19 protein-coding genes are annotated in these 24,918 nt (G+C 71.3%); 13 read left to right on the plus strand and 6 right to left on the minus strand.

The window, feature by feature from the left end; all coding sequences use genetic code 11:
• From JS521_RS05430 to JS521_RS05445, 4 genes are all read right to left on the minus strand, one after another.
• Positions 1-914 (minus strand): cupredoxin domain-containing protein (locus tag JS521_RS05430; protein ID WP_504740016.1); only part of this gene is annotated, 914 nt, incomplete at its 3' end.
• Between the two features lie 222 nt (positions 915-1,136).
• The gene (locus JS521_RS05435; RefSeq protein WP_372448553.1) at positions 1,137-2,159 is read right to left on the minus strand and encodes a LacI family DNA-binding transcriptional regulator; all 1,023 of its coding nucleotides are present in this window, start codon (positions 2,157-2,159) and stop codon (positions 1,137-1,139) included.
• A gap of 158 nt (positions 2,160-2,317) precedes the next feature.
• Entirely contained in the window at positions 2,318-3,406 is a 1,089-nt protein-coding gene (locus tag JS521_RS05440) for an ROK family protein (protein ID WP_205081578.1), read from the minus strand.
• A complete protein-coding gene (locus JS521_RS05445; RefSeq protein WP_372448554.1) occupies positions 3,403-5,169 on the minus strand; it encodes a class I mannose-6-phosphate isomerase in 1,767 nt (588 codons plus the stop codon). Before JS521_RS05445 ends, JS521_RS05440 begins: the two co-directional genes overlap by 4 nt.
• 371 nt (positions 5,170-5,540) lie before the next feature.
• Between JS521_RS05445 and JS521_RS05450 the strand changes: the two genes are divergently transcribed.
• The 11 genes from JS521_RS05450 (at position 5,541) to JS521_RS05500 (ending at position 19,135) form a co-directional block, all read left to right on the plus strand.
• Positions 5,541-6,854, plus strand: a complete 1,314-nt coding sequence (locus tag JS521_RS05450) for an ABC transporter substrate-binding protein (RefSeq protein ID WP_205081580.1) — start codon at positions 5,541-5,543, stop codon at positions 6,852-6,854.
• Positions 6,851-7,810, plus strand: a complete 960-nt coding sequence (locus JS521_RS05455) for a carbohydrate ABC transporter permease (protein ID WP_205081581.1) — start codon at positions 6,851-6,853, stop codon at positions 7,808-7,810. The genes JS521_RS05450 and JS521_RS05455 overlap by 4 nt, the downstream gene beginning before the upstream one ends.
• A gap of 2 nt (positions 7,811-7,812) precedes the next feature.
• Entirely contained in the window at positions 7,813-8,670 is an 858-nt protein-coding gene (locus tag JS521_RS05460) for a carbohydrate ABC transporter permease (protein WP_205081582.1), read from the plus strand.
• A 56-nt stretch (positions 8,671-8,726) separates the two neighbouring features.
• On the plus strand, positions 8,727-9,908 hold the full coding sequence (locus JS521_RS05465; RefSeq protein WP_205081583.1) for a glycoside hydrolase family 76 protein: 1,182 nt from the start codon (positions 8,727-8,729) through the stop codon (positions 9,906-9,908).
• 55 nt (positions 9,909-9,963) lie between these two features.
• Positions 9,964-13,089 carry a glycoside hydrolase family 38 N-terminal domain-containing protein gene (locus tag JS521_RS05470; RefSeq protein WP_205081584.1) on the plus strand — a complete coding sequence of 1,042 codons (3,126 nt, stop codon included), beginning with the start codon at positions 9,964-9,966 and terminating at the stop codon, positions 13,087-13,089.
• A 485-nt stretch (positions 13,090-13,574) separates the two neighbouring features.
• Entirely contained in the window at positions 13,575-15,074 is a 1,500-nt protein-coding gene (locus JS521_RS05475; RefSeq protein ID WP_205081585.1) for an ATP-binding protein, read from the plus strand.
• On the plus strand, positions 15,071-15,514 hold the full coding sequence (locus JS521_RS05480; RefSeq protein ID WP_031125763.1) for a roadblock/LC7 domain-containing protein: 444 nt from the start codon (positions 15,071-15,073) through the stop codon (positions 15,512-15,514). The genes JS521_RS05475 and JS521_RS05480 overlap by 4 nt, the downstream gene beginning before the upstream one ends.
• 17 nt (positions 15,515-15,531) lie before the next feature.
• Positions 15,532-15,873 (plus strand): DUF742 domain-containing protein, encoded by a 342-nt coding sequence (locus JS521_RS05485; RefSeq protein ID WP_307847783.1) that lies wholly within the window; start codon positions 15,532-15,534, stop codon positions 15,871-15,873.
• 61 nt (positions 15,874-15,934) lie between these two features.
• Positions 15,935-16,483, plus strand: coding sequence for a GTP-binding protein (locus tag JS521_RS05490; protein WP_205081608.1), 549 nt, complete (start codon positions 15,935-15,937; stop codon positions 16,481-16,483).
• Complete coding sequence (locus JS521_RS05495) at positions 16,480-17,829, plus strand: cytochrome P450 (protein ID WP_205081587.1); 1,350 nt, start codon at positions 16,480-16,482, stop codon at positions 17,827-17,829. Before JS521_RS05490 ends, JS521_RS05495 begins: the two co-directional genes overlap by 4 nt.
• Before the next feature lie 58 nt (positions 17,830-17,887).
• Complete coding sequence (locus JS521_RS05500) at positions 17,888-19,135, plus strand: cytochrome P450 family protein (RefSeq protein WP_205081588.1); 1,248 nt, start codon at positions 17,888-17,890, stop codon at positions 19,133-19,135.
• 455 nt (positions 19,136-19,590) lie between these two features.
• On the opposite strand, the gene JS521_RS05505 is transcribed toward JS521_RS05500, so the two are convergent.
• The gene (locus JS521_RS05505) at positions 19,591-20,919 is read right to left on the minus strand and encodes a class I SAM-dependent RNA methyltransferase (protein ID WP_205081589.1); all 1,329 of its coding nucleotides are present in this window, start codon (positions 20,917-20,919) and stop codon (positions 19,591-19,593) included.
• Between the two features lie 172 nt (positions 20,920-21,091).
• Positions 21,092-23,140 carry an APC family permease gene (locus JS521_RS05510; protein ID WP_205081590.1) on the minus strand — a complete coding sequence of 683 codons (2,049 nt, stop codon included), beginning with the start codon at positions 23,138-23,140 and terminating at the stop codon, positions 21,092-21,094.
• Between the two features lie 321 nt (positions 23,141-23,461).
• Here JS521_RS05510 and JS521_RS05515 point away from each other — a divergent pair, with 321 nt between their 5' ends.
• Both JS521_RS05515 and JS521_RS05520 read left to right on the plus strand, forming a co-directional pair.
• Positions 23,462-24,130 (plus strand): potassium channel family protein, encoded by a 669-nt coding sequence (locus JS521_RS05515; protein ID WP_200722538.1) that lies wholly within the window; start codon positions 23,462-23,464, stop codon positions 24,128-24,130.
• A complete protein-coding gene (locus tag JS521_RS05520; RefSeq protein WP_205081591.1) occupies positions 24,130-24,807 on the plus strand; it encodes a potassium channel family protein in 678 nt (225 codons plus the stop codon). Before JS521_RS05515 ends, JS521_RS05520 begins: the two co-directional genes overlap by 1 nt.
• Positions 24,808-24,918 lie beyond the last annotated feature (111 nt).

The raw sequence follows: 24,918 nt of genomic DNA on the forward strand, positions 1-24,918 counted from the left end.
CCCCCGCCCCGAGCCGGCCGCCACCGGGGTGGCCGGGCGGGGGGGACCGCGCGCGGCCCCCCCCCCCCCGGGTCTGACCGTCCCCGCCGGACTCCCCCGGGGGGGGCGCGCCGGGGGGGGGCGCCGGGGGGGGGGGGCGCGGCGAGGACCGGGGCCAGCAGGGCCCTGGCCCGCCCGGCGGTGCCACCGATGTCCTGGAGGTCGATCACGTCCAGGGCCCTGCCCACCGCGTGCCGGATCTGGTGGCGGCGCGAGGAGTCCTCGGGCAGTTGCCGCATGAGCCCGGAGAGGACGTCCAGATCCTGGACCAGCTCCCAGACCGTCTCGTCGAAGACCGCCGCGTCCATGCGCCGCAGACGGTACAGGGGGGTGTCGGCGGATGTCCCGCCCGCCTCCGCGCGGAGCCAGGGGGCCACGTCCCCGGCACGGGTGGGGACGAAGGGGTCGCCCGCCGCGTCGGGGTCGAAGATCAACGGGTTGGCGGCCGCCTCGATGTGAAACTCGAAGTCCTCGCCGCCCTGGGCCCGTTCTGCGATCAGCAGCCAGGTGTTGCGCGGGTTGAGCGCCTTCACCGGAGTGCCGTCGGGGCGGTACACGAGCCCCTCGGCGGAGAACCCTGGCTGGGTGGCCCCGAAGCCGAGGTCGAGCACCGCCTCGACCCGCTCCCCCGCCCAGTCCTGGGGAACCGTGCCCCGGACCCGGAACCAGGTGGTGGACCAGGCCGGTCCCCAGCTCGCTCCGGGGGCGATCGGCCGGTAGGGCCCGGCTATGCCGTCAGGCACCGGCACGGGTTCGCCGGGGACGTGGTGGGCGCTGACCTCCAGCGGGAGGGAACGGACATGGACCGCGGGCCTCAGGCGCAGTTCGAGCACCCGGGCGAGACGGTTCTCGGTGAGCGTGCGGTCGTCGTGCAAGGTGACTCCATCCAGAGTTCTGCGTGAGCGGAGGCAGGTCTGCCCGCGATGCCGAGCGTGTGACGGCGGGCACCGGCGGGAGCGGAGGTTCGGGGTTCAGGTCTGCCCGCGATGCCGACCGTGTGACGGCGGGCACCGGCGGGAGCCGAGGTTCGGGGCTCAGGTCGCCCCGCGATGCCCACCGTGTGACGGCGGACACCGGCGCGAGCAGAGGTTCGGGTCTCAGGAAGGCTGCGTTCCGTACCGGATGACCTCGGTGGGGACCGTCGAACGCCGCGCGGGCAGGTCGGCGCCGGCCCCGGCGCTGATCCGGTCGATGAGCATCCGGCCGGCCCTGCGCCCGATCTCGTCGGCGTCGTAGGACACGATCGTCAGCGGCAGACCGAGGACGTCCGCGAGGTCGAAGTCGTCGAAGCCGGCCAGCGAGACCGGTACGTCGAGGGTCCGCAGAGCGCGGATGGCGCCCTGGGTCAGACGGTTGTTGGTGCAGAAGAGGGCGGTGGGGGCGTCGGGGTCTCGCAGCAGATCCAGCGCGGCCCGTTCGGCGGTGGCGACGTCGGTGGGCCCGCGGCGGACATGGCGCTCGTCCGGTTCCAGGCGGGCTTCCTCATGGGCGGCCCAGTAGCCGCGGAAGCGTTCGGCTCCGGTGTAGAGCGCGGGCGGGTTTCCCAGGAACCCGATCCGGCGGTGTCCGTCCTCGATCAGCCGGCTGGTCGCCGCCTGGGCTCCGCCGAAGTCGTCCACGAGGACGCAGTCGGCTTCCATGCCCCCGGGCGGCCGTGAGGCGAGGACGATCGGAATGCCGCGCAGCGCGGCCGGTGCCAGATGGCGGTGGCTGCCGCCGGCCGGCACCACGATCATCCCGTCGACCTGGCTGGCGGCCAGGTCCTCCACCAACCCCTTCTCACGGTCGACCTGTTCGGCGGAGTTGGAGAGCAGCACCCGCAGGCCGTGCTCGTAGGCCGCTTCCTGGACGCCGAGCGCCAACCGTGAATAGAAGGGGTTGGCCAGGTTGGTGACGACCAGGCCGATCATTCCGCTGCCGCCGACCCTGAGGCGACGCGCCGTCTCGTTGCGGCGGTACCCCAGCGCGTCGACGGCGCCCAGCACCCGCTGCCTGGTGGCCTCGGCGACCTTGGGGTCACCCTTGAGCACCCGGGAGACGGTCATGGCGCTGACCTTGGCGTGCGTGGCGACGTCACGCATCGTCGGCGCGGTGACGCCACTTGGCCGGTGCTGCGCCACAGCCGTTCCTTCCCTCGTGACGTCGGGGGGCCCGTGCCGCCACCGAGCTGCCGGATCCGCAGGCGGAGCCGCCATTCTAGGGAATACGGGAGTGGTGTCCGCTTCCGCCCCGGCGGGCGGCCCCGGCAGCTCCCCCGGGGTGGACGGGAGTGTGGTTCTCACGAGGGAGCCTCTCTGCGGGAGTCGCGGCCCGGATGGCCGGCCGGGGAGCCGGGGTGGCCGGCCAGGGAGCCCGAGTGGCCGGCCGAGGAGCCCGGGTGGCTGGCCAGGGAGCCCGAGTGGCCGGCCGAGGAGAGGGCGAGCCGCGCCGTGCCTTCTTCCGGCGCTTTCCGCAGGGCCCAGTACGCGGCGCCGATCAGGGGCGCGTCCCCGGGCCGCCGGGCGGTGTGCAGGCTCATCCGGGAGACGATGCCGGCGGCTTCCCGCCCGACACCCCGGGCCCCGAGGCCGAGGCCCTCGCGCAGGGCGGGCCCGATGAGGTCCCAGGACCGGGCCATGGATCCGCCGACCACCGTCGCGTCCGCCCGGAACGCGGCGCACCAGGGCGCCAGAGCCCGCCCCAAGGCCGTGAAGCACTCGCCGAGCGCCGCGGCGGCGTGCGGGTCCTCCCGGCGGGCCAGATCGGCGATGGCGCTGACGTCCGGTCCCTCGTCCGGTTCCGGGATGCCCGCGGCCCGGGCGTACCGCGAGCGGATCGCCCGACGCGAGATCACCTCCTCCAGCGGCCGCCCGTCGAGGGTGATGTGGTGGGCCCGCCCTTCGGGGGGCACCGCGGTCCCCTCGGTGACCGGGTGGCCGTCGCGCAGGAAGGAGGAGCCGACGCCGGTGCCCAGCGTGACGTAGACCGCCCTGTTCCACCGTGTCCCGGCGGGGCCGTGATGCTCTCCGAGGGCGAACGCGTCGGCGTCGTTGAGGAAGCTGACGGCACTCGGGCGGTTCAGTCGCTCCCGCAGTCCGGCGCCGACGTCGACGTCGTGCAACGCCTCGAACTTGCCGATTCCCCGGAACTTGCCGACACCGGACGCGTAGTCGAAGGGGCCCGGCACGGCGACGCCCCAGTGTGCTCCTTCGGGCGCCGCGATCCGGCGGGCGGTTCCGGCGAAGGAGTCGATGATCTCCTCGGCTGCCGCGTCGGCGGGCACCGGCCCGCGTACGACGGACCCGTCGACCGGCAGTCCGGTCGCGGTGTCGACCAGGGCCGCGGTGACGTGGGTGCCGCCTATCTCCAGCACGGGGACCTGGGTCATGACGGTGTCACCAGCGACTTGACGACCTGTACGGGACGTGAGCCGATGGGCACGAGGCGATAGCCGCCGACGGATGCCGGGACGGTGAGGGTCTCGGCGAAGGCCAGGTCGTGGTGGCGGCCGTCCGCGGTCTCCACCACCACGCCGTCCCCCGCGGCGACGTTGAGGATGTGGAACCGGCCCTCGGTGTCGTCCTCCGCCGGGCTCGTGCCGTCGAGGACGAAGCGGTGGACCGCGTAGAACATCTCGGGAAGGGCGCCGATCACCTCCTCCCGCCAGCCCCTGCCCTCGCGCAGGACGCGGGGCTGCTGGACCAGTTCGTCGACGACCCGCGCCCCGCGCCGGTCGGTGTCGAGGTTGGCGAAGCCGTGGCGGTGGGACAGCGGCCTGGGTACGCCGGAGGTGGAGCGGCGCAGCCAGTCGTAGAAGCGCAGGGAGTACAGATACGGTGTCGCGCTGATCTCCAGGACGAGGTTGCCCGCCCCGGAGGCGTGCGGGGTGCCCGCGGGGATCATGAACAGCTGTCCGGGGTCGGCGGCGAAGGCCTGGACGTGGTCCTCGACGCGGAGCGGGACGCCGTGCGCCGAGGACGCCTCCACCTCCTTGCGCAGGAGGTCGACGTCCGTGTCCTGCCGCAGCCCGAGGAGGACCTGGGAACCGGGCTCGCTCGCCGTGACGTAGTACGTCTCGTGCTGGGTGTAGGGCCAGCCGAAGGTCTCCCTCATGTACTGCTCGCGCGGGTGGCAGTGCAGGGAGAGGTTGCCGCCACCGACGGTGTCCAGATAGTCGAAGCGGATGGGGAACGACGTGCCGAAACGCCGGTGTACGTCCGTGCCGAGGAACTGTTCGGCGTACAGCACGCACAGCAGTTGGAAGGGCAGCTCGACCTGCGCTCCGGCGTTCTGGCCGACGAGGACGCCCGCTTCGGGGGCGATCAGCTCGTAGCCGAGAGCGGTGTTGCCGTCGTCGGGCTCGAAGCCGAGCTTGTCGACGGCCCAGTGGCCGCCCCAGGCGGTGGAGTTGAAGTAGGGGCGGGTGCGCACCGGCTGTCCGGCGAGGGCGGCGAGGGTGGCGCGCATCGCCGTGCCGTCCAGGGAGGAAGGCGCCCGGTGGTCCTGGACGTCGACCCAGCGGTCGATCCTCGGCGCCAGCGCGTCGCGGTGCCGGTCGGTGACGGGCCAGTCGATGTAGAAGAGGCTGCGCAGTTCACCCGGTGTGTCGGGGCGTCCGAGATTGGCCCCCACGGGCAGCGTTCCGGACGCCACGGCCCGCTCGGCGTAGCGCTTGGGCAGCTCCGCCCACCAGATCAGATCGGGTGAGCAGAGGGCGGCGCCGGGGCCGAAGACCAGCAGGACGCCCTGCGCGGGCCGTTCGACGGAGGGCGTGTCGTCGAAGAGGTCGGCCATCTCGAACTCGGCGAGCGGCAGGAAGAAGGCATCGGAGTCGGCGGGAGGTGTGCACAGGCGCTCCACCGCCGCCGACGACCAGCGCTCGCGCACATCGAGGACCGTGACCGGGAGGCCGGGGGGGGGCCGCCCCCCCGGGGGGAACGCACAAGCGACCGGGGGCGCCCCCCCCCCCCCCCCCCCCAAGCCCCCCCCCCCCCGCGCGCCCCCCGCCGCGCTCGACCCGCGGCGCGCCACTCGGCGCCCTTTGCGGGGGGGGCGGGGGGGGGGGGGGGGGGGTTTGCCCCCCGGGCCCCCCGCGTTCCAGTCCAGCGCCGCCGGCCCGTCCACCGCCAGAACGGCGGGCGCCGTGGGCATCGTCGCGACCGCTTCGTGCCACCCGCTGACCACGGTACCGAGGGCCGGGTAGCGCGGGTTGCGTTCATAGGGGCGAGGCTCTGCGCGCACAGGTACTCCTGGAGAGGTGGGTGGGGGGTGCACTGGAATGGTAACGATAACTTTCTGACCCAACAAGGGGAGAGTGTGCGGCAGGCACATACAGCCTGCTAGACAGCGGAGCGCGATGTTTTCTCGCCACGGAACCTTGTCCAGCCCATGTGGTGTCGTTAACATCTTGGCAATCCGGACCGCCGCAGCGTGCGGTACGGCGAGATCTCTTGGAGGGTCGCACCCTCCCACCCATCACACCCCAGAGCCGGGATCCCCGTCGGGTCCAAGGGAAGGGAACCATGAGATCAATCGGCCAGGCGACACCACAGTCGCCCCCTCCGCTCGGCCGCCGCAGCGTCCTGGCGGGAATCGGAGCGGGAGCCGCGGCGATGCTGGCCGGCTGCGCCCGGGGGAACAGCACGGCGGTCCAGCCGGGGACCACGTCACTCGCCAACGACAACGCCACCTGGGACCAGGGGTACGTCGCGGCCGGGCGCGAGCTGAAGAAGCTCACCGGCTACGCGCTGCGGCCGCTGTCCAACCCGAACCCCACGTCGTACAAGCAGGTCACGCAGATCTCCCTGCAGACCACCAAGGCCACCGACATGATCAAGTGGGCGTCGGGCTACTTCCTCAAGTCACTGGCCCGCACCGGGGAACTCAGCGACCTCTCCTCCCTGTGGAGCGCGTACGAGCGCAAGGGCTGGGTCACCGAGCAGGCCCGGGAGCCGATGTCCTACCGCGGCGCGGTCTACGGGGTGCCCCTCTACGAGTCGTACTACGTGCTCTTCTACAACACGGCCCTCTTCCGCAAGCACGGACTGCGCGCTCCCGACACCTGGGAGGAGCTGCTGCACAACGCCGAGGTGCTGAAGAAGGCCGGGGTCATCCCGTTCGTCGCGACACAGACCGGCAACTGGCCCGCCTACGAGTGGTTCCAGGAACTGGTCAGCAAGGTCGACCCGGAGTTCTACGGAGAGCTGGTCAGCGGAAAGGCGCGGTACACCGACCCGCAGGCGCACCAGGCCCTGCAGATCTGGCAGGACTTCATGCGCAAGGGCTGGATGACGCCGGCCGACTTCGACCAGAACAACGGCGCCGCCGCCCTCAAGTCGGGGCGCGTCGGCATGTTCCTGCACGGCTCCTGGCAGTCGCAGGGGATCGCCGCCACGGGTCTGAAGCCCGGTACCGACTTCGACGCGTTCGTCCTGCCGCCGGTCGAGGCCTCCACCCGGCGTTCCGTGATCACCGAGTCCGGTGTGCTCGCCGTCCCCAGGAAGGCCGTCTCGCACGAGGCGGCGATGGCGAACGCCGCGAACTGGCTCGACCCGAAGGTCCAGAAGGTGTGGACGGACTTCCTCCAGGACGCCTCGGCCAATCCTCGCTCCAGGCCGGGCAATCCGGTGATGGCCGGCCTCAAGCAGCGTGCGCTGGAGGAGCGCTGGACGCAGCTGCCGCGCTACGGCGAGTCCGGCCCGCCCAACCTCGTCCAGGGAAACACCGACGACCTGGGCGCTTTCATGACCGGCGCATCCTCCCCCCGCTCCACCTTGCGCAGCATGGCCGACCGGGCGGCGAAGGAGTGGGCCGCGTGGGAGAGGGACGAAGCATGAGCTCCTCCGTCGAACAACGCCGACCGTCGCCACCCCGGCCGAGCGCCCGCCCGGACCGGCGTCCGGGTCGGCCCGCGGACCGGCGCCGCGGCCCCCGGCAGGCCGGGAGCAGGCTGGCCGGCGCCGGATTCCTGGCCCCCGCCGTCCTCTTCGTCGGCGCCCTGCTGCTGCTTCCGTTCGCCACGACCATCCACCGCAGCTTCTTCGACGACCGGCGCGTCTCCGGCTTCGCCGGTCTCGACAACTACACGCTCTTCCTCAACGACCCGACCCTGGTCCGGTCGGTCCAGAACACCCTGATGTGGGTGGTCGGCTCGGTGGCCCTCCCGATGGTGCTGGGTCTGGCCATCGCGGTACTCACCCACAGCGGCGGGTGGTCCCGGATGGCCCGGTTGCTCGTCGTCCTGCCCTACGCCCTCTCCGGTTCGGCCGTCGCGGTGGTGTGGAACTTCGTCCTCACCACCGACGGCGCCGCCAACCAGGCACTCAGGGCCTTCGGCCTCGACTCGTTCGCCCAGGGATGGCTCCTCGAATGGCCGGGCAACACGCTGGTCATGATCATCGCCAACACCTGGCAGGCCGCCGGCGTCGCCGTGATCCTCTTCCTGGTCGGACTGCAGACCATCCCGCCCGAGACCCTGGAGGCCGCCGCCCTGGACGGCGCGGCCGGCTGGCGGAAGTTCTGGTACGTCGTCCTGCCGCAACTGCGGACCGTGTCGGTGATCGTCGTCGGCACCAGCCTCGTCGGCGGCCTCAAATCCTTCGACCTGATCTGGGTGCTCACCCAGGGAGGACCCGGCAGACAGTCGGAGACGCTCGCCGTCTCGATGTACCAGGAGACCTTCCTCGCCCTGCATCCCGGAGCGGGCGCGGCGGTCGCGGTCGTCCTCACCGCCATCGTGCTGCTCACCTCGTGGCTGTACCTGAGGCGTCAGCTGACCCCGAAAGGCACCTGATCATGCCCACACTCACCACATCCGGGCGTGCCCCGCGGCCGCGCCCCGCACCGGGACGCGTACTGCGCAACACGGTCCTGGTGGTCACCTCGCTGATCTGGGCGCTGCCCACCTGGCTCCTGCTCGTCAACGCCCTGGTGCCCGCCGCCGACTACAGCGGGGAGCCCCACTGGTGGCCGCAGGGGTTCGGCCTCTTCGACAACATCTCCCAGGCCTGGACCCAGGCGGAGCTGGGCCCCGCCATGGGCAACAGTCTGCTCTACGCCGTCACCAGCGCCACGGCCGCCATCCTGGTGGCCACCATGGCCGCGTTCGCGACCGTCATCATGCCGGTCAAACGGAAGACCCTGTGGTTCTGGCTGATCTACTCCGGAACCCTGCTGCCGCTCCAGGTCTTCCTGCGCCCGCTCTTCCTCGCGTACGCCGGCACCGGGCTCTACGACGCCCAGTTCGGGCTGTTCCTGGTGTACGTCGCGATCGCCGTCCCGTTCGCCTACTTCATCATGCGGAACTTCGCGCTGACCCTCGCACCGGAGATCATCGAGGCCGCCCGGATGGACGGTGCTTCGTGGTGGCGGATCTTCTGGCAGATCCATGTGCCGCTGTCCTGGTCCGCCATGGTGGCCGCCTTCGTCTTCCAGTTCGTCGCCGTCTGGAACGACCTGCTCTTCGGCATCACGCTCTCCACCAGCAGCAACATCCGCCCGGTCATGGCCGCGCTGGCGGAACTCCAGGGCAACTACTCCAGCGTGGGGCCGCCGGTCGTCCTCGGCGGAGCCCTCCTGGTCTCCCTGCCGACCGTCGTCCTGTTCTTCTCCGCGCAGCGCTTCTTCGTCAGCAGCCTCAGGCTGCACGGCTGAGCCCCGGGCGCCCACCCGTCACCGCTCCCCTCCCCCGCCTCCACGAAAGGCAGACCATGATGAAGACACCCGTACGAGCCGCACTGGCCCTGGCCGTTCTCTGCGGGGCGCTGTCGGCGGGCCCCGCCGCCGCGGGCGGCGGAGGAGCGGAGACCGACGCCTCCACCTGGACCCACCGCGCCGAGACCAGCTACCGCTCACTGCAGCAACACCTCTACCAGGGAACGGAGCAGCACGGCCTCTACCTGGAGAAGACTCCGCGGATGCAGGAGGAGAACGAGCACTCCTACATCTGGCCGCTGCGCGAGGCCGCTGCCGCCACCGTCGACCTGGCCGAACTCCCTGAGGCCGGCGCCCACTACAAGCAGGACGCGGCCGAGCGCTTCTCGACCCTTCGGCTCTACTTCAACCCCCGCGACGGCAGGCCCGGGTACGACTCCTACCTGCCGGCCCCGCTCGGTCAGGGCGGCGACGTCTTCTACGACGACAACGCTGTCGTCGGGCTGACCTTCCTCGACCAGTACCGGTCGACCGGGGACGAGCTCCATCTCCGGCGGGCGGCGGAGACCTTCGACGTCGTCGGCCGGGGCTGGGACGACGACCCCGCCAAGCCGTGCCCCGGAGGCATGCACTGGGTCGACTCACCGGACAACTACATGCGTGCCGCCAACGTCACAGGACTGTCCGCCCAGTTGGCCGCAGAGCTCTACGCCATCGAGGGCGACGAGCGGTACCTCGCGAGCGCCGAGAAGTGGTACGAGTGGAACTGGTCATGCCTGCGCCGCTCCCCGGGCCTGTACGACAACAGCCGTGACGACGACGGAACGGTCAACGAGACCCTGTGGACGTACAACTCCGGCGCGATGATCGGGACCGCCACCACGCTCTACAGCGCCACCGGGGACCGCACGTACCTCGACCGCGCCGTCGAGGACGCCGCGGGATCGCTCGCGTACTGGAAGCAGGGCGAGCGGCTGCACGACCAGCCGGCCATCTTCAACGCCTTCTACTTCGACAACCTCCGCATCCTCGACGAGGTGCGCCCCGACCCGGACTACCGCACGACGGCGGCGGCCTATGCCGAGCGGACCTGGAAGGAGAACCGGACGCCCGCCGACGGCCTGTTCCGGTTCCAGCCCTCCGGCGGCGGCGACCACGCCCCGGAAGCGCAGGCCGAGACGCTCCATCAGTCCGCGATGATCCAGATCTTCGCCGGCCTCGCCGCCGACCCCTCCTGATCCTCGGCCTCCCGAGCGACACCTGACGGCACAACCACGAGTGGAGACCCCTCCCATGCCCCGCCCCGAACTCGCACGTCCCTCCTGGTGGGACTCGAACATGGCCCGCGACATCCTGCGGCAACGCGCAGTGTCCTGCGAGAAGACCCTCGCAGGACAGCGGGTCAGGTTCTCCTGCGAACCCCTCCTGCGACGCGACGGCGCGGGCGGCCTGCTCCAGTCGGTCCGCGTCTCGGCCGGCCGGCCGGTCACCCGTGCCCGCGTCACCTCGCTCGGCGGCAACGAGCTGCGCTGCGACATCCTGCCGGGACCGGGCGGGGAAACCCGGCTCCTGGTTCCGGAGGTCGAATCGGCGACGCCCGTCCTGGTCGAACTGCCGGAGCTCGCCGACGAGGAGAGCACCGAGGTGCTGCTGACCCCCCAGCGCCACTGGACGCTCCACCTGGTCCAGCACGCGCACCTGGACATCGGGTACACGGACCCGCAGAGCACCGTGCTCGCCGAAGGACGCAAGTACCTCGACTCCCTGCTCGAACTGTGCCGCACCACCGACGACTGGCCGGACGAGTCCAAGTTCCGCTGGGCCGTCGAGGGGTTCTTCAGCTACGAGAACTGGTCGCAGAACCGGCCGCCCCGACTGGTCGCGGAGTTCCTCGACCGGGTCCGCGAGGGCCGTATCGAGCTCACCGCGATGCCCTTCAACCTGCACACCGAGACGTGCTCCACCGACGAACTCCATGAACTGCTGCGCCCGGTACGCGAGTTGCGCACCCGGCATGGTATCGATATCAACACGGCCATGCAGACGGACGTGCCGGGACAGGTCGTCGGGCTCCCCGACGTCCTCACGGACAGCGGGATCCGCTATCTCTCGGTCGCCCACAACTGGGCCGGCCGTGCGGTGCCGCATCACGTCGGGGGTCAGCATCTGCCGCGCCTGTTCCGCTGGCGGGCGCCGAGCGGACGTGAGGTGCTGGTGTGGCGCACCGACACCCCGCACGGTCTCGCCTACATGGAGGGGTCGATCCTCGGGTTCGACGAGTCCTTCGACCGCGTCGACGACCTGCTGCCCGCCTACCTCTCCGCGCTCGCGACCCACCAGTACCCGCACGAGGGCCGCGGGATCCCTGGGTTCCCCGTCCTGGACGAGGAGTTCAAGGGCGACCCCTACCCGTGGGACATCCTGCATCTGCGGGTGCTGGGCAAGTTCGCCGACAACGGTCCGCCGCGCCGTGTCATCGCGGACACGGTACGCCGCTGGAACGAGGAGTGGGCCTTCCCCGTCCTGCGCACCTCGCGCAACGAGGACTTCTTCACGGACGCCGAGGAGCGGCTCGGGGAGCGGCTGGAGACGTTCGAGGGCGACTGGACGGACTGGTGGGTCGACGGCGTCGGCGCGGGCGCCGTACCGTTGGCCGCCACCCGGGACGGCCAGGCGGCGCTCGCCGACGCACAGACCCTGGCGGGGCACGCGGAGATCCTGGGGGCACCGGGCGGAGCGGGCATCACGGCGGCGGCACCCGAGGTGTACCGGGCGGCCTCCCTGTTCAACGAGCACACCTGGGGCGCCGGTGACCCGTGGACCCACGGCGACCACGGCCACGCCTCGGGCGAGCGGCAGTGGCACTGGAAGTACGCCCAGGCCCTGCGCGCCCAGGACGGGGGACAGACCCTCCACGACGCCGCGAGTACGGCACTGGGGGACGCGCTGGCCCCGCGCGAGGGGACGCTCGCCGGTTTCTACATCGTCAACACGTGCGGCTGGGACCGGTCCGAGGCCGTTCGTCTCTTCCTCCCGGAGAGCACGGCGCCCCTCGACGCGGCGGTTCGGGTCGTCGACTCCCGTGACGGCGCCATTCTGGAAGTGACCGAGGAGGAGCAGAGCAACGAACGCCACCGGGCGGCCGGCCGCTTCCTGCTGTTCAGGCTGGCGGACGTGCCGGGCCACGGTGCCGTACGGGTGGACATCGAGCCGGTGTCGATCCGTACGGCCGGGCGGCCGGTGGAGCAGGACTCCCCCGCGGACACCTCCACGGTTCTGGAGAACGAGTTCTTGCGCGTCCGGATCGACCTGAGGTCCGCGTGCATCGCCTCGGTCCTGGACAAGCGGACCGGGAAGGAGCTGGTCCGGCAGGACGCCACGGTCGGTTTCAACGGCTATCTGTACGACCAGTACGCGACGGCCGGCGGGTTCAACCACCAGTCGAGCAAGACCACGGCGGACGACTCGATGCACCTGCTGGCCGCACGGCAGACGGCCCCTCCGGCCGCCCTGGTGGAACGGACCACCGACGCCACCGGCCAGGCGCTCGTCTACGAATGCGCCCCGGCCGGAACCCGGCGGCTGCGGGTCACGGTCCGTCTGCCGCACGGGAGTGCGCGGATCGATCTGGAGAACCGGATCGACAAGTCCGCGACCCTGACCAAGGAGAGCGCCTTCTTCGCGTTCCCGTTCGCCATGGAGTCCCCGTCCGTGCGGATGGAGGCGACGGGCGGGGTCACCGGGACGGGGCTGCCCACGGTCCCCGGTTCGGCCCGGCACATGCGGGCGGTACGCCGCTGGGTCAGCCTGGAGGAGAACGGCCTGAGCGCGGCCCTCGCCACGCAGGACGCGCCGCTGATCCAGGTCGGCGGGATCGCCGTCCCGTACGTGCCGTATCCGCAGTCGCTGGCACAGGAGGAGCCGGGCACGGTGTTCTCCTGGGTCCACAACAACATCTGGGACACCAACTTCCCCTCGGAGCAGGCGTTCGACCACGTGTTCCGGTACAGCGTCGGATGGGAGGGCGCACCGGCCCTCGGCGGCCCGGTGCTCGGCATGCGCACGGCCGCCGCCGGCAGTCGCCCCCTGGTCGCGGTACGAGCCCTGCGCCCGGCCGAGCCCGAACCCCGCGCCACCTACGCGCTGCTGTCCCTCGACGACCCACGCATACGGATCGTCGGTCTGACCGTGCCGGAGGAGGGCCGCCTGCTCGTACGACTCCAATCCCTCGCCGAGGAGCCCGTCACCTGCCGACTCTCCGCACGCTTCCCCGTCTCCGACGCGAGGGCGGCGGACTATCTCGGCCGCACAGGCGCCGCGATACAGGTGGGGCCGGACGGCTCCCTGCCCGTTTGCCTGCCCAGGTTGGGCACCACGGCGGTGGCACTGACGACAGCGGGCTCTTCCGAGAGGAGGTGACCGGGGCAGGACTCCGCGTGGTCGCCCGAACCGTCTGACGACCACGCTGCGACCGGCCGTTCCCCCGGGCCTCCGGGGTAACGGCCAAGCGAAAGATCAGGCGCCCTTCGCCACAGGCAGCCATCCTGTCGGCCCCGGCGGCCCCTTCGCGGTTCGATGTACAGCCTGGCAGCCTGAGCCACGTCAGCCGACCCACAACTCTTGACCGCACCTCCGGTAGAGGACTTCGTCGAAAGGTGTGGATCAGCGGGTTGTTCACTGACGCCCCACAGACGGACCCCCGGAGAAGACGGATCACCGGCATCCACCTGTCATTTTCAGCCACCTATGGTGACCGAAAGCAATCAACACCGGACTAAACGCAGCTGGTTGACCTACTGTTTGCATGCCCAAGGCCCCGAATGGGGGTTCGACGTGTCGTGAAAGGTTTCGCTTCTCGTGGCTCGCACCGGTATCTGCAGGGTCGTCAGGTCGGGACCGCTGCGGTGAGCCGACCGTTGAGGAAGCCACGACGCGACCCCGGTGCGAGCGCCGCCGTCGCCGGATGGGCCTTCGCCCTGCCGGCCGCCGCCTGTGCGGGGTGGGTCACCGTCACCGCGGACGCCGAGTGGCATCGGGCCGTCGCGGGAGCCTGTGCCGCGGCCGTCGTCCTGCTGACCGCCCTCGTGCTGATCCTCATCCGACGGCTGTCCGCCGAACGCTCACACCGTGCCCGGGAGGCCGAAGTGGCCACCGCCCGGGGCACCGAGGTGGCGCACCTGGCCGCGGTACGCGTCCCGGCCATCGCCGAGCGGCTGCAGACCGGACAGCGACTGGACGGCGTGCCGGGGCCGGTGGCGTCACCGGAGGACACCGGTGAGGAGTTCGCCCGGGCGCTGGACTCCGTCGTCGTCGCGCTCGGCTCGGACACGGCCGTGCACCGCGAGCGCGCGCTGCGCGACTCGGTGCAGGCCGCCTTCGAATCCGTGGCACGCACCATGCACGTGATGGCGACCGTGCAACAGCAGGTTCTGGACGAGGTGGAGCGCTCCATCGAAGACCCTCTCCTGATGGCGAACGTGATGAAGGCCGACCACGCCGCCTCGCAGATGACCCGCAAGGCGCAGACACTTCTCGTGATGTGCGGAATCTGGCCCGCCCGCCGGGAGACCCGTCCGGTCTCGCTCTACGACTGCGTACGGGGCGCCCAGTCCCGGATCGTGGAGTTCGGGCGGATCGAGGTACACGGCGGGCAGACCCTGTACGTGGTGCCCCCGGCCGTGGAGGGGCTGATGCACTCCATCGCCGAACTTCTGGAGAATGCCACGGTGTTCTCACCGTCCAGTTCCCCCGTGGTCGTCAGTGTGCGGGAGGTTGGCGCCGGTGCGGTCATCGAGATCGATGACGCCGGGCTGGGGATGCCCCCTGACGTCATGCACCAGGCCCTCGGCCAGCTTCGCGACGACCTGGACCTGACCCGCCTGGGTGCGGTGCCCCGGCTCGGCCTGGCGTGTACCGGGCGCTGGAGCCGGGAGCTGGGCTTCAACGTGGAGCTGAGCGGGTCTTCGGCGTACGGCGGCACACGGGCGGTGATGTTCGTACCGTTCCGGCTGCTGACGGACCCGCTGCCGAGGCCGGCCGCACACCGCCGCCCCGCGACCGAACCGGCCGAGCAGGTCGGGCCTGTCGTCCCCCCGGCGGGTGTGCGCGACGACGCTTCCGAGCCGGCCGACGCACCCATGCTGCCCCAGCGGCGCAGCCGACGCGGCGCAGCCCGGCCCACGACCGCCGCACGGCACTCGGCGCCCGCCCCGAACCCCGTTGTCGCGCCCGCCGAACCCTGGACACCGGAGGCGGCACGCGCCTCGATCGCCAGTGTGGTCTCCGGGACGCTGCGTGGCCGGGCGGCCGTCGACGCGGACGGCGGCACCGGACCGGCGTCGCCCCCGCACGGCGGACAGTCCCTGCCCAGTACCCCGCACAAGCACGCCGGAGGCCGACCGTGACCGGAACCATCACTCGACTCCCCGACCTGGGGTGGATGCTCCGTCCACTTACCGAGATTCCCGGCGTCCGGCACGCCGTGGTGGTGTCGGAGGACGGGTTGCGCCTCGGGCACGCCTCCGCCGAGAACCTCTCGGGTCCGGTGGCCAGCCTGAGCATCGCCGATGCGGAGTCGCTCTCGGCGGCCTGCGCGGCGATGACCATGACGGGCCGGTCCACCAGCGCGCTGCTGTTCGGGCGGGGTGCCGGAACACGCCAGTTGATGCTGGAGACCGACCAGGGGTTCGTGCTGTTCACCCCTGCCGGGGTGGGCGCGCACCTGGGGGTCGCCACCGACCTGGACGCCGACGTGGGTCTGGTGGCCCAGCAGATGCAGTTGTTGGTGGCGAAGATCGGCGCACATCTGAGCAGCCTGCCCCGCGACGGGGCTGCCGCCCCGTGACGGCGGAGCGGCCCGAGGTGCCGAGAGCCTCGGCGATCCGCCCCTATGTCATCACCCGCGGCCGCACCGAGTCCGAGGGCGAGCCGCTGTCCTGGGAATCCCTGGTGATGACGGCGGAGGCAGCGTTCCCCGCCACCCTCCAGCCGGAGCACATCGCCATCCTGAAGCACTGCGAGGGGCTCATCTCGGTCGCGGAGGTGGCCGCTCACCTCGGCCAGCCCCCGTCGGTCGCGCAGGTGCTGCTCTCCGATCTCCTCCGATGGGGATTGATCGTGACCCGGCCGCCCATCCCTCCGGCCGAACACACCGATGTGACCATGCTCAGAAAGGTCCTCCATGGTCTCGAAAGCTGCCTCTGAAACCCTGGCCGAGGCCGACCCGCCGCCCGTCGCGGCCGGCGGAAAGTACCTCGACTCGAACGTGTCGGGCGCGGCGAAGATCCTGGTCGTCGGCCCGCTGGGAGTAGGCAAGACGACGCTGATCGGTACGGTGTCGGAAATCGAACCGCTCTCCACCGAAGCGTCGATGACCCAGGCGAGCGTCCGGGTCGACCCTCACGTGGACAGCGGCAAGAGAACCACCACGGTCGCCCTCGACTTCGGCCGGCTGACCATCGACGGCGATCTGGTCCTGTATCTGTTCGGCACGCCGGGCCAGCAGCGGTTCCTGCCGGCCTGGCAGGACCTGGCCAAGGGGGCACTCGGCGCGCTTGCGCTGGTGGACACCCGGGATCTGACGGCATCCTTCGACGCGCTGGGGAACCTGGAGGATCTGGACCTGCCCTTCGCGGTCGCCGTCAACGTCTTCCCGAGCGGCCCCCGATACGACGCCGACGACATCCGTACAGCCCTCGATCTGCTGCCGGAGACCCCGCTGGTGACCTGTGACGCACGGGACCGGGTCTCATCGATCCGGGCGCTGATCGCCCTGGTCCGTCACCTCATCAACGTCGCCACGGAGCCCTCATGAGCATGCCTCACCCCACGGCCGGACCGACCGTCAGCTGCCCGGTGGCCGGCTCCCCCGGCGCGGCGGCCGCGCTGTACGGGCCCGACCTCGACGGCAACACGATGCCCGCGCTGTACGAGGAACTGCGCCGCACACACGGCCCGGTGGCACCGGTGTCCGTCGCCCCCGGCATCGACGCCTGGCTGGTCCTGGGCCACCGCGAACTGCTCCGGCTCACCCGCGAGGAACAGGATTTCTCGCACGACCCGCGCCGATGGAACCGGCTGCGCGAAGGCCGGGTGCCGGCCGACGCGCCGATCCTGCCGATGGTCGGCTGGCGCCCCGCGCTGCTCTTCGCGGACGGCCAGCAGCACCGCAGGATGCGCGTCGCCGTCTCCGACGCGCTGGCCGGGATCAACGGGCATGAGCTGCGCCGAAGCGTCCGGGCCACCGCCGAGGCCCTGATCGCCGGATTCGCGGCGCACGGCGAGGCCGATCTCGTCGCCGCGTACGCGCGCATGTTGCCGATGCGGGTGATCGCCGGGCTGCTCGGGGTGGACGACCGGGCCGGCCGGGAGCTGGTGGAGGCGGTGGGAGGCCTGGTGTCCGCCGCCAGCGGGGCCGCGGACGCCAGCCGCAGGATGGGCGCCATCCTCCTGTCACTGATCGAGGAGAAGCGTCGGGTGAGGGGCGAGGACATCGTCTCGGCGCTGCTGCACCATCCGGCGCGGCTCACCGACGAGGAGGTGCTGCACAACCTGGTGGTCATGTTCGTCGCAGGCAACCAGACCACGGTGAACTGGATCGCCACCGCGCTGCGCATCCTGCTCTGCGACCCGGCGCTGCGCTCCTCGCTGAGCGGCGGCCACCTCAGCGTGGACGACGCACTCGACCTGGTCCTGTGGCGCTTCCCGCCCACCCAGAACTTCCCGGCCCGCTACGCCACCCGGGACATGAGGTTCGGCGGCCAGGACATCCGGGCGGGCGACATGCTGATCCTGGGCCTGGCCGCGGCCAACGCGGATCCGGAGGTACTGCCGGCCGACGGCACCCCTGTGGTCGGCAACCGATCCCATCTCGCCTTCGGCGCGGGCCCGCACACCTGCCCCGCCCAGGACCCGGCTCGACTGATCACCCGGACCGCGGTCGACACGATCCGGCACCGCCTGCCGGACCTGGAACTGTCAGTCCCGGAGAGCGAGTTGAAGTGGGTCAACTCGCCTTGGAGCAAGGGACTGGGCACCCTCCCCGTGCGCTTCGCCTCACCGCAGTTGCCGCAGGACCCGGTGCCCTCCCAGGCGGCCGAGGCCGCCGCCCCGACGTGGCCGCACCGGAACGCGAGGGAGCCACAGGCCCGGCCGCACTGACCCGTTCGGAGCCCGTCCTTCCCCGGTTCGTCTCCCCCTCCCAAGACCTGGAGCCCTGTTGAACACGTCATCGCCGAACCCCGCAGCCGACCGCCCGCACCGTCCGGACCCGGCGGGGGGCTGCCCGCACGCGGCCAACGCCCGGCTGCTGGCCCAAGGGTCGGTCACACCGGTGGTCCTCCCCGGCGAGGTGCGGGGGATGGCAGTGCTGGGCCACGACGCGCTGAAGGAATTCCTCGCGCACCCCGACGTCGCCAAGAACGCACAGCACTTCGCGGCTCTCCAGGCCGGGGAGATCGCCGACGGCTGGCCGCTGAAGACTTTCGCCACCGTGCAGGGGATGACGACCGCGGACGGCGACGACCACCGGCGGCTGCGGTCGCTGATGAGCAAGGCGTTCACGGCCCGCCGGGTCGAGGAACTCCGGCCCCACGTGGTGGAGCTGACGTCCCGCCTGCTGACCGGCCTGGAGGCGGCCGCCACCGAGGACGGCGTCGTCGATCTGCGCACCCACTTCGCGCTGCCGCTGCCGATGGGCGTCATCTGCGAACTGCTCGGCGTGGACGAGGCCCACCACGACCGGCTGCACCACCTCTCCAACCAGATCGTGGCCACGGACATCGAGCCGGCCGAGGCGATGGCGGCCAACCGGGAGATGGTGGAGGTGCTGAGCGCGGTCGCGGCCGCCCGGACGGCCGACCCGGGGAACGACCTCACCAGCGCGATGATCGCGGCCCGTGAGGAGGACGGCGACCGGTTCAGCCCGCACGAGCTGATCGGCACGCTGATGCTGACCATCATCGCGGGGCACGAGACGACGCTGAATCTGATCACGAACGCCGTACGCGCCCTGTGCACCCATCGGGACCAGCTCGACCTGGTCCTGGCCGGCGGGGCGAGCTGGGCGGACGTGGTGGAGGAGACCCTGCGCTGGGACAGCCCGGTCAGCTACTTCCCCTTCCGCTATCCGACCCGCGATCTGACCCTGGACGGCACCGTGATCCCGCAAGGCACCCCGGTCCTGGCGGGCTACTCGGCGGCCGGCCGCGACACGCGGGCTCACGGCCCGGACGCGGCACGCTTCGACATCACCCGCACCGGCACGTCCCGCCATCTCTCTCTGGGGCACGGGGCGCACTACTGCATGGGCGCACCCCTGGCCCGTCTGGAGAGCATCACGGCCCTGGAACAGCTCTTCACCCGCTTCCCGGCCTTGGACCTAGCGGTTCCGGAGCCGGAACTGCCCCGCCACGCCTCGTTCGTGGGGAACAGCGTGCGGACGTTGCCGGTGCGGCTGAAGGGGTGAGAGGGCGCCGCTCGCTGCAGGTGCGAGGCGACTCGCGGAGATCGGCCTCAGCCGACGGGGACCACGCCGTGGCTGCCGCCGAACTCGGCAGGGAGGCCGGCCCGCCGGAACCGTGTCCACACGGCACCTGGTTCCCGTCGCCGGCGGCGACGCTCCCCGGTGTCTGATCCGGCTGAGCGGTCGCGGGACGGGCTCTCCGCAGCCGCAGGACGGCACGAACGTGCACAGCACCTCAGGACCGAGCCCTCGCGAGACCCCACCTGAAGATCCGCTCGGCCGCTGACCGCAGTCCTTGGAGAACATCGCCTGGGCCTCACCAGCGCACCCCGGAGGAGACACAGGCGATCCGCAGGTCGGAGCAGTGTGCCGGGACCGCGGTGCGCTCCACGTCGTGTCCGGTGGGAAACATGTCGAGCGCATCCCGCGGCGCCTGAGAACCACGGTAAAGCTGCAGGTCAGGCGCCCTTGGCCGCCGGCTCCAGAATCGCCACGCACTCCACGTGATGCGTCATCGGAAACAGATCGAACGCCCGCAGCGTCCGCACCCGGTACCCGCCCTCCCGGAAGTACGCCAGGTCCCGGGCCAGGGCCGCCGGGTCGCAGGCCACGTAGGCGATCTTGCGGGCGCCCAGGCCCGACAGGTGCTTGACGACCTGCTTGCCGGCGCCCGCGCGCGGCGGGTCCAGGACGATCAGGTCGCACTCCGTGATGCCCGTGCGGGGCAGGACCTGGTCGACCTTGCCGTGTTCGATGCGGACCCGGTCAAGGTCCTTCAGGTTGTGCCGGGCGTCCTCGACCGCGCGCTTGCCGGACTCGATGCCGAGGACCGCGCCCTTCTCGCCGAGGCGCTGGCCGATGGCGCCGGCGAAGAGGCCGACGCCGCAGTAGAGGTCGAGGGCCGTGTCGTTCTTGCGGGGCAGCAGCCCCTGCATGACCGCGCGGACCAGGGTGTTGGCCGCCTGCGGGTGGACCTGCCAGAAGCCGCCGGAGCCGACACGGTACGTGCGGTCGTCGGCGCGTTCGCGGACGAAGGCGCGGCCGTGGACGCGGTGGACCCCGCCGTCCTTCTCGTCGACGCGGAGCACGGAGACCGGCTTGTCCAGCTCGACCAGGGGGAGCCGGCCGCCGGGCTTCGGGGTGAGGATGACCTGGCGGTCGTTCGAGCCGGTGGCGGTGATGGCCTCCACCGCGGCGATCTGCGGCCACTCGCGCTTCTCGACGCCGAGCTCCGAGACGCCCGGCGCGGCGATGAGGCAGTGGTCGATCGGCTGGACGTCGTGCGAGCGGTGCTTGCGCAGGCCCGCCCGGCCGTCCGCGTCGACGGCGTACTGGACGCGGGTGCGCCAGGCCGGCACCTCGCCCGGCGGGAGCTTGTCGCCCTCGGCCGGCATGACCGTGCCGTCCCAGCCGGCCTCCTCGGGGGTCAGGCCCGCCAGGCGCTGGAGCTGCTCGGCGATCACCTCGCCCTTGAGGCGGCGCTGCGCGCCCGGCTTGGCGTGCTGCCAGTCGCAGCCGCCGCACATGCCGGGGCCGGCGTACGGGCAGGGCGCCTCGACACGGTCCTTGGACGGCTCGATGATCCGTACCGCGTCGGCCCGCAGGAAACGCGAGTCCGTGTCGCCGTCCGTCACCTTGGCGATGATCTTCTCGCCGGGGAGCGTGTGGCGGACGAAGAGCACCTGGTTCTCGGCGGTCCGGGCGATGCAGTGGCCGCCGTGTGCGACGGGCCCGACCTCGACCTCGTACTCCTCCCCGACCAGCGACGACGTGGGTTCGTTCTGCATGAGGGGAGGCTCCAGGGAGGAAGGGGGTAAGCGGTCGAGCGTGCTGCCGGACAACAGCCCACCAGTCTACGTGGGCCGTCCCGGGGTGCTTACCAGGACCGGGCTCGCCGCGTCTCCGGTCTGCTCCCCCGCCCGGTCCCTCCCGGTCCCGCCCGCTTCCCCCCGTCTGCGCTCAGCCCTTCCGGTTCGGCTCCTTGTGGCGGCGTTCCACCGGGCCCCGGCGCACCGACCCCGGAGCGTTCCAGTCCGCTCGCCGGCGCGCCCGCTTCTTCGCGGCCTCGGAGGACTGGAGCTGGTACGGGACGGAGGTCACCATGACGCCCGGGGTGAAGAGCAGTCGGCCCTTCAGGCGCAGGGCGCTCTGGTTGTGCAGCAGGTGCTCGTACCAGTGCCCGACGACGTACTCGGGGATGTAGACGCTGATCACGTCGCGCGGGCTCTGGCGGCGCAGGCCCTTCACGTACTCGATGACCGGGCGGGTCACCTCGCGGTAGGGCGAGTCGAGGATCTTGAGGGGGACGTTGACGGCGCGCCGCTCCCAGTCCTCGCGCAGGGCCTTCGTCTCGTCCGGGTCGACGCTGATGGAGAGCGCCTCCAGGTGGTCGGCGCGGATCAGTTTGGCGTAGGCGAGGGCGCGCAGCGTGGGGCGGTGGAGCTTGGAGACGAGGACGATGGCGTGGACGCGGGAGGGGCGCACGCTCTCGTCCGCCGGGGTCTCGTCGGCGGCGATCTCGGCGGCGACCCGGTCGTAGTGCTTCCGGATCGCGGTCATCGTGCCGTAGAAGATGACCATGCCGAGCAGGGCCACCCAGGCGCCGTGGGTGAACTTGGTGGCGAGGACGATCACCAGGACCACGCCGCAGAAGAAGGCGCCGAAGGCGTTGATGGCGCGGGAGCGGATCATGTGGCGGCGCCTGGCCTGGTCCCGTTCGTCGGCGAGCAGCCGGTTCCAGTGCCGCACCATGCCGGTCTGGCTGAGGGTGAAGGAGACGAACACCCCGACGATGTAGAGCTGGATCAGCTTCGTGGAGTCGGCGCCGTAGATCCCGACGAGCAGGATCGCCGCGCCCGCCAGCAGCACGATGCCGTTGGAGAAGGCCAGGCGGTCGCCGCGGGTGTGGAGCTGGCGCGGCAGGTAGCGGTCCTGGGCGAGGATCGAGCCGAGCAGCGGGAAGCCGTTGTACGCGGTGTTCGCGGCGAGGAAGAGGACCAGCGCGGTGGCGGCCGCGAGGACCATGAAGAGGAACGAGCCGTGTCCGAAGACCGCTTCGGCGACCTGGGCGATGACCGGGTCCTGGGTGAAGCCCGCGCCGACCGGGACGCCGTCGCGGATCAGGTCGACGGCCGGGTTCTCGGCCATCTTGACGTCGGTGACCAGGGCCAGGCCGATGATGCCGCAGAACATGGTGACGGCGAACAGGCCCATCAGGGCGAGGGTCGTCGCGGCGTTGCTGCTCTTCGGCTTTCGGAACGCGGGCACCCCGTTACTGATCGCCTCGACGCCGGTGAGGGCGGCGCAGCCGGAGGAGAAAGCCCGCAGGAGCAGGAAGACGAGCGCGAAGCCGGCCAGCCCCTCGTGTTCGGGCTTGATCTCCAGGTCGGAGGTGGGCGCGTGCATGGAGTCGCCGAGGATCAGTCCGCGGAAGGCGCCCCACAGGATCATCAGGAAGACGCCGGCCACGAAAAGGTACGTGGGGATGGCGAAGAGCTTCCCGGACTCCTTCACTCCGCGCAGGTTCATCAGGGTGAGCAGGACGATGGCGCCGATGGCGCAGAGCGTCTTGTGCTCGATGACGAACGGGATCGCGGAGCCGAGGTTCTCGACGCCGGAGGAGATCGACACGGCGACGGTGAGGACGTAGTCGACGAGCAGGGCGCTGGCGACGGTCAGTCCGGCCTTGGGGCCGAGGTTGGTGGTCGCGACCTCGTAGTCGCCGCCGCCGCTCGGGTAGGCGTGGACGTTCTGCCGGTAGGAGGCGACCACCGTGAACATGAGGACGACGACCGCGACGGCGATCCAGGGGCTGAAGTGGTACGCCGACACCCCCGCGATGGACAGCACGAGGAGGACTTCTCCGGGTGCGTACGCCACCGAGGACAACGGGTCGGACGCGAACACGGGCAGCGCGATGCGCTTGGGGAGCAGGGTCTCCCCGAGCTTGTCGCTGCGCAGCGCTCGCCCGATCAGGATCCGTTTGGGCAGGTCGGTCAGTTTGGACACGCAGAGGATCGTAAGCGGAGCCCGTGGCCGAAACGCACGGCCTTTCGACGTGGCCCCGCAATCTCCTGCGGTCGGAGGAGATCCCCCCGCCATTCCTTAACGCGATCCTTGCGCCGTTCTCCCTGTTTTGCTTTTCCTTTACTGGAGTGCGCGACGATACGGAGACTCGGATGGGGCAGGGACTCCCCCGGCGCATAAGCTCGACTCCGGGCCGCACCGCGGGTGTGTGCCCCGTTGTGTGACCAGTAAGCCGAGAGAGAAGTGTGAGCAGCGTGTTTTCGCAGGTCAGCCGGATGACCAGGACGGCGGGGTAGGCGCACAGTGCACATCGTCATCATGGGCTGCGGGCGCGTCGGTGCCGCTCTCGCGCAGACCCTGGAACAGCAGGGGCACACCGTCGCGGTGATCGACCAGGACCCGACGGCGTTCCGCCGGCTCGGGTCCGGGTTCGGCGGTCGCCGGGTCACCGGCGTCGGCTTCGACCAGGACACCCTCCGCGAGGCGGGCATCGAGGACGCCGGGGCCTTCGCGGCGGTCAGCAGCGGCGACAACTCCAACATCATCGCGGCCCGGGTGGCCCGCGAGATGTACTCCATCGAGAACGTCGCGGCGCGGATCTACGACCCTCGGCGCGCCGAGGTCTACCAGCGCCTCGGCATCCCCACCGTGGCGACGGTGCGCTGGACGGCGGACCAGATGCTGCGGCGGCTGCTGCCGTCGGGCGCGGAGCCGCTGTGGCGCGACCCGAGCGGGGGTGTGCAGCTCGCGGAGGTGCACACGACGCCGTCCTGGATCGGCCACAAGATCAGCACGCTCCAGGAGGAGACGGGGGTCCGGGTGGCCTTCCTCACCCGGTTGGGCGAGGCCATACTGCCGACCTCGCAGACCGTTCTCCAGGAGGGCGACCTGGTCCACGTGATGATGCGTACGGACGAGATCGCCCAGGTCGAAGAGGCCTTCGCCCAAGGTCCCGAGGAGGACGGTCACTGATGCGTGTGTCGATTGCCGGGGCGGGCGCGGTGGGCCGTTCCATCGCCGCCGAGCTGCTGGAGAACGGGCACGAGGTGCTGCTGATCGACAAGGCGCCGACCGCCATCTCGGTGGAGCGGGTTCCGATGGCCGAGTGGCTGCTCGCGGACGCCTGCGAGATCACCTCGCTGGACGAGGCGGCGCTGCAGCGGTGCAACGTGGTGATCGCGGCGACCGGGGACGACAAGGTCAATCTGGTCGTCTCGCTGCTCGCCAAGACCGAGTACGGCGTGCCGCGCGTGGTGGCCCGGGTGAACAACCCGAAGAACGAGTGGCTGTTCAACGAGTCCTGGGGCGTGGACGTCGCCGTGTCGACGCCGCGTCTGATGTCGGCCCTGGTCGAGGAGGCGGTGAGCGTCGGCGATCTGGTCCGGCTGCTGCGCTTCAGCCACGGCGACGCCAACCTGGTGGAGCTGACCCTGCCGCCGGAGTCGGCGCTGGCCGGTACCCGGGTCGGGGATGTGGCCTGGCCCGAGGACACCTCGCTGGTGACGATCATCCGGGGTACGCGGGTGCTGACGCCGAGCACCGAGGAGTCCCTGGAGGCCGGGGACGAGCTGCTGTTCGTGGCCGCCCAGGCGCGCGAGGAGCAGTTGGAGGATCTGCTGTCGGTCCGGCGGAGTCCTGAGGACGACTGAGCCGGCCACCATGGGGAAGGGGGGGGGGGGCAAGCCGCCGCGGTAGGGGCGGGGCCGGCCCCGGCGGCGCGGGAGGGGGAGTGTAGGGCCGGAGCGCGGGGGGGGGAGGCG

The sequence above is a fragment of the Streptomyces durocortorensis genome, from assembly GCF_016901035.1.
Classification (GTDB): domain Bacteria; phylum Actinomycetota; class Actinomycetes; order Streptomycetales; family Streptomycetaceae; genus Streptomyces; species Streptomyces durocortorensis.

What these genes read in the sequence shown, in the direction of transcription:
- JS521_RS05495 (WP_205081587.1), top strand. Translation starts at nt 16,480, where the DNA reads ATGAGCATGCCTCACCCCACGGCCGGACCGACCGTCAGCTGCCCGGTG.
- JS521_RS05440 (WP_205081578.1), bottom strand. Translation starts at nt 3,406, where the DNA reads ATGACCCAGGTCCCCGTGCTGGAGATAGGCGGCACCCACGTCACCGCG.
- JS521_RS05445 (WP_372448554.1), bottom strand. Translation starts at nt 5,169, where the DNA reads ATGCCCACGGCGCCCGCCGTTCTGGCGGTGGACGGGCCGGCGGCGCTG.
- JS521_RS05465 (WP_205081583.1), top strand. Translation starts at nt 8,727, where the DNA reads ATGATGAAGACACCCGTACGAGCCGCACTGGCCCTGGCCGTTCTCTGC.
- JS521_RS05455 (WP_205081581.1), top strand. Translation starts at nt 6,851, where the DNA reads ATGAGCTCCTCCGTCGAACAACGCCGACCGTCGCCACCCCGGCCGAGC.
- JS521_RS05450 (WP_205081580.1), top strand. Translation starts at nt 5,541, where the DNA reads ATGAGATCAATCGGCCAGGCGACACCACAGTCGCCCCCTCCGCTCGGC.
- JS521_RS05505 (WP_205081589.1), bottom strand. Translation starts at nt 20,919, where the DNA reads ATGCAGAACGAACCCACGTCGTCGCTGGTCGGGGAGGAGTACGAGGTC.
- JS521_RS05520 (WP_205081591.1), top strand. Translation starts at nt 24,130, where the DNA reads ATGCGTGTGTCGATTGCCGGGGCGGGCGCGGTGGGCCGTTCCATCGCC.
- JS521_RS05470 (WP_205081584.1), top strand. Translation starts at nt 9,964, where the DNA reads ATGCCCCGCCCCGAACTCGCACGTCCCTCCTGGTGGGACTCGAACATG.
- JS521_RS05460 (WP_205081582.1), top strand. Translation starts at nt 7,813, where the DNA reads ATGCCCACACTCACCACATCCGGGCGTGCCCCGCGGCCGCGCCCCGCA.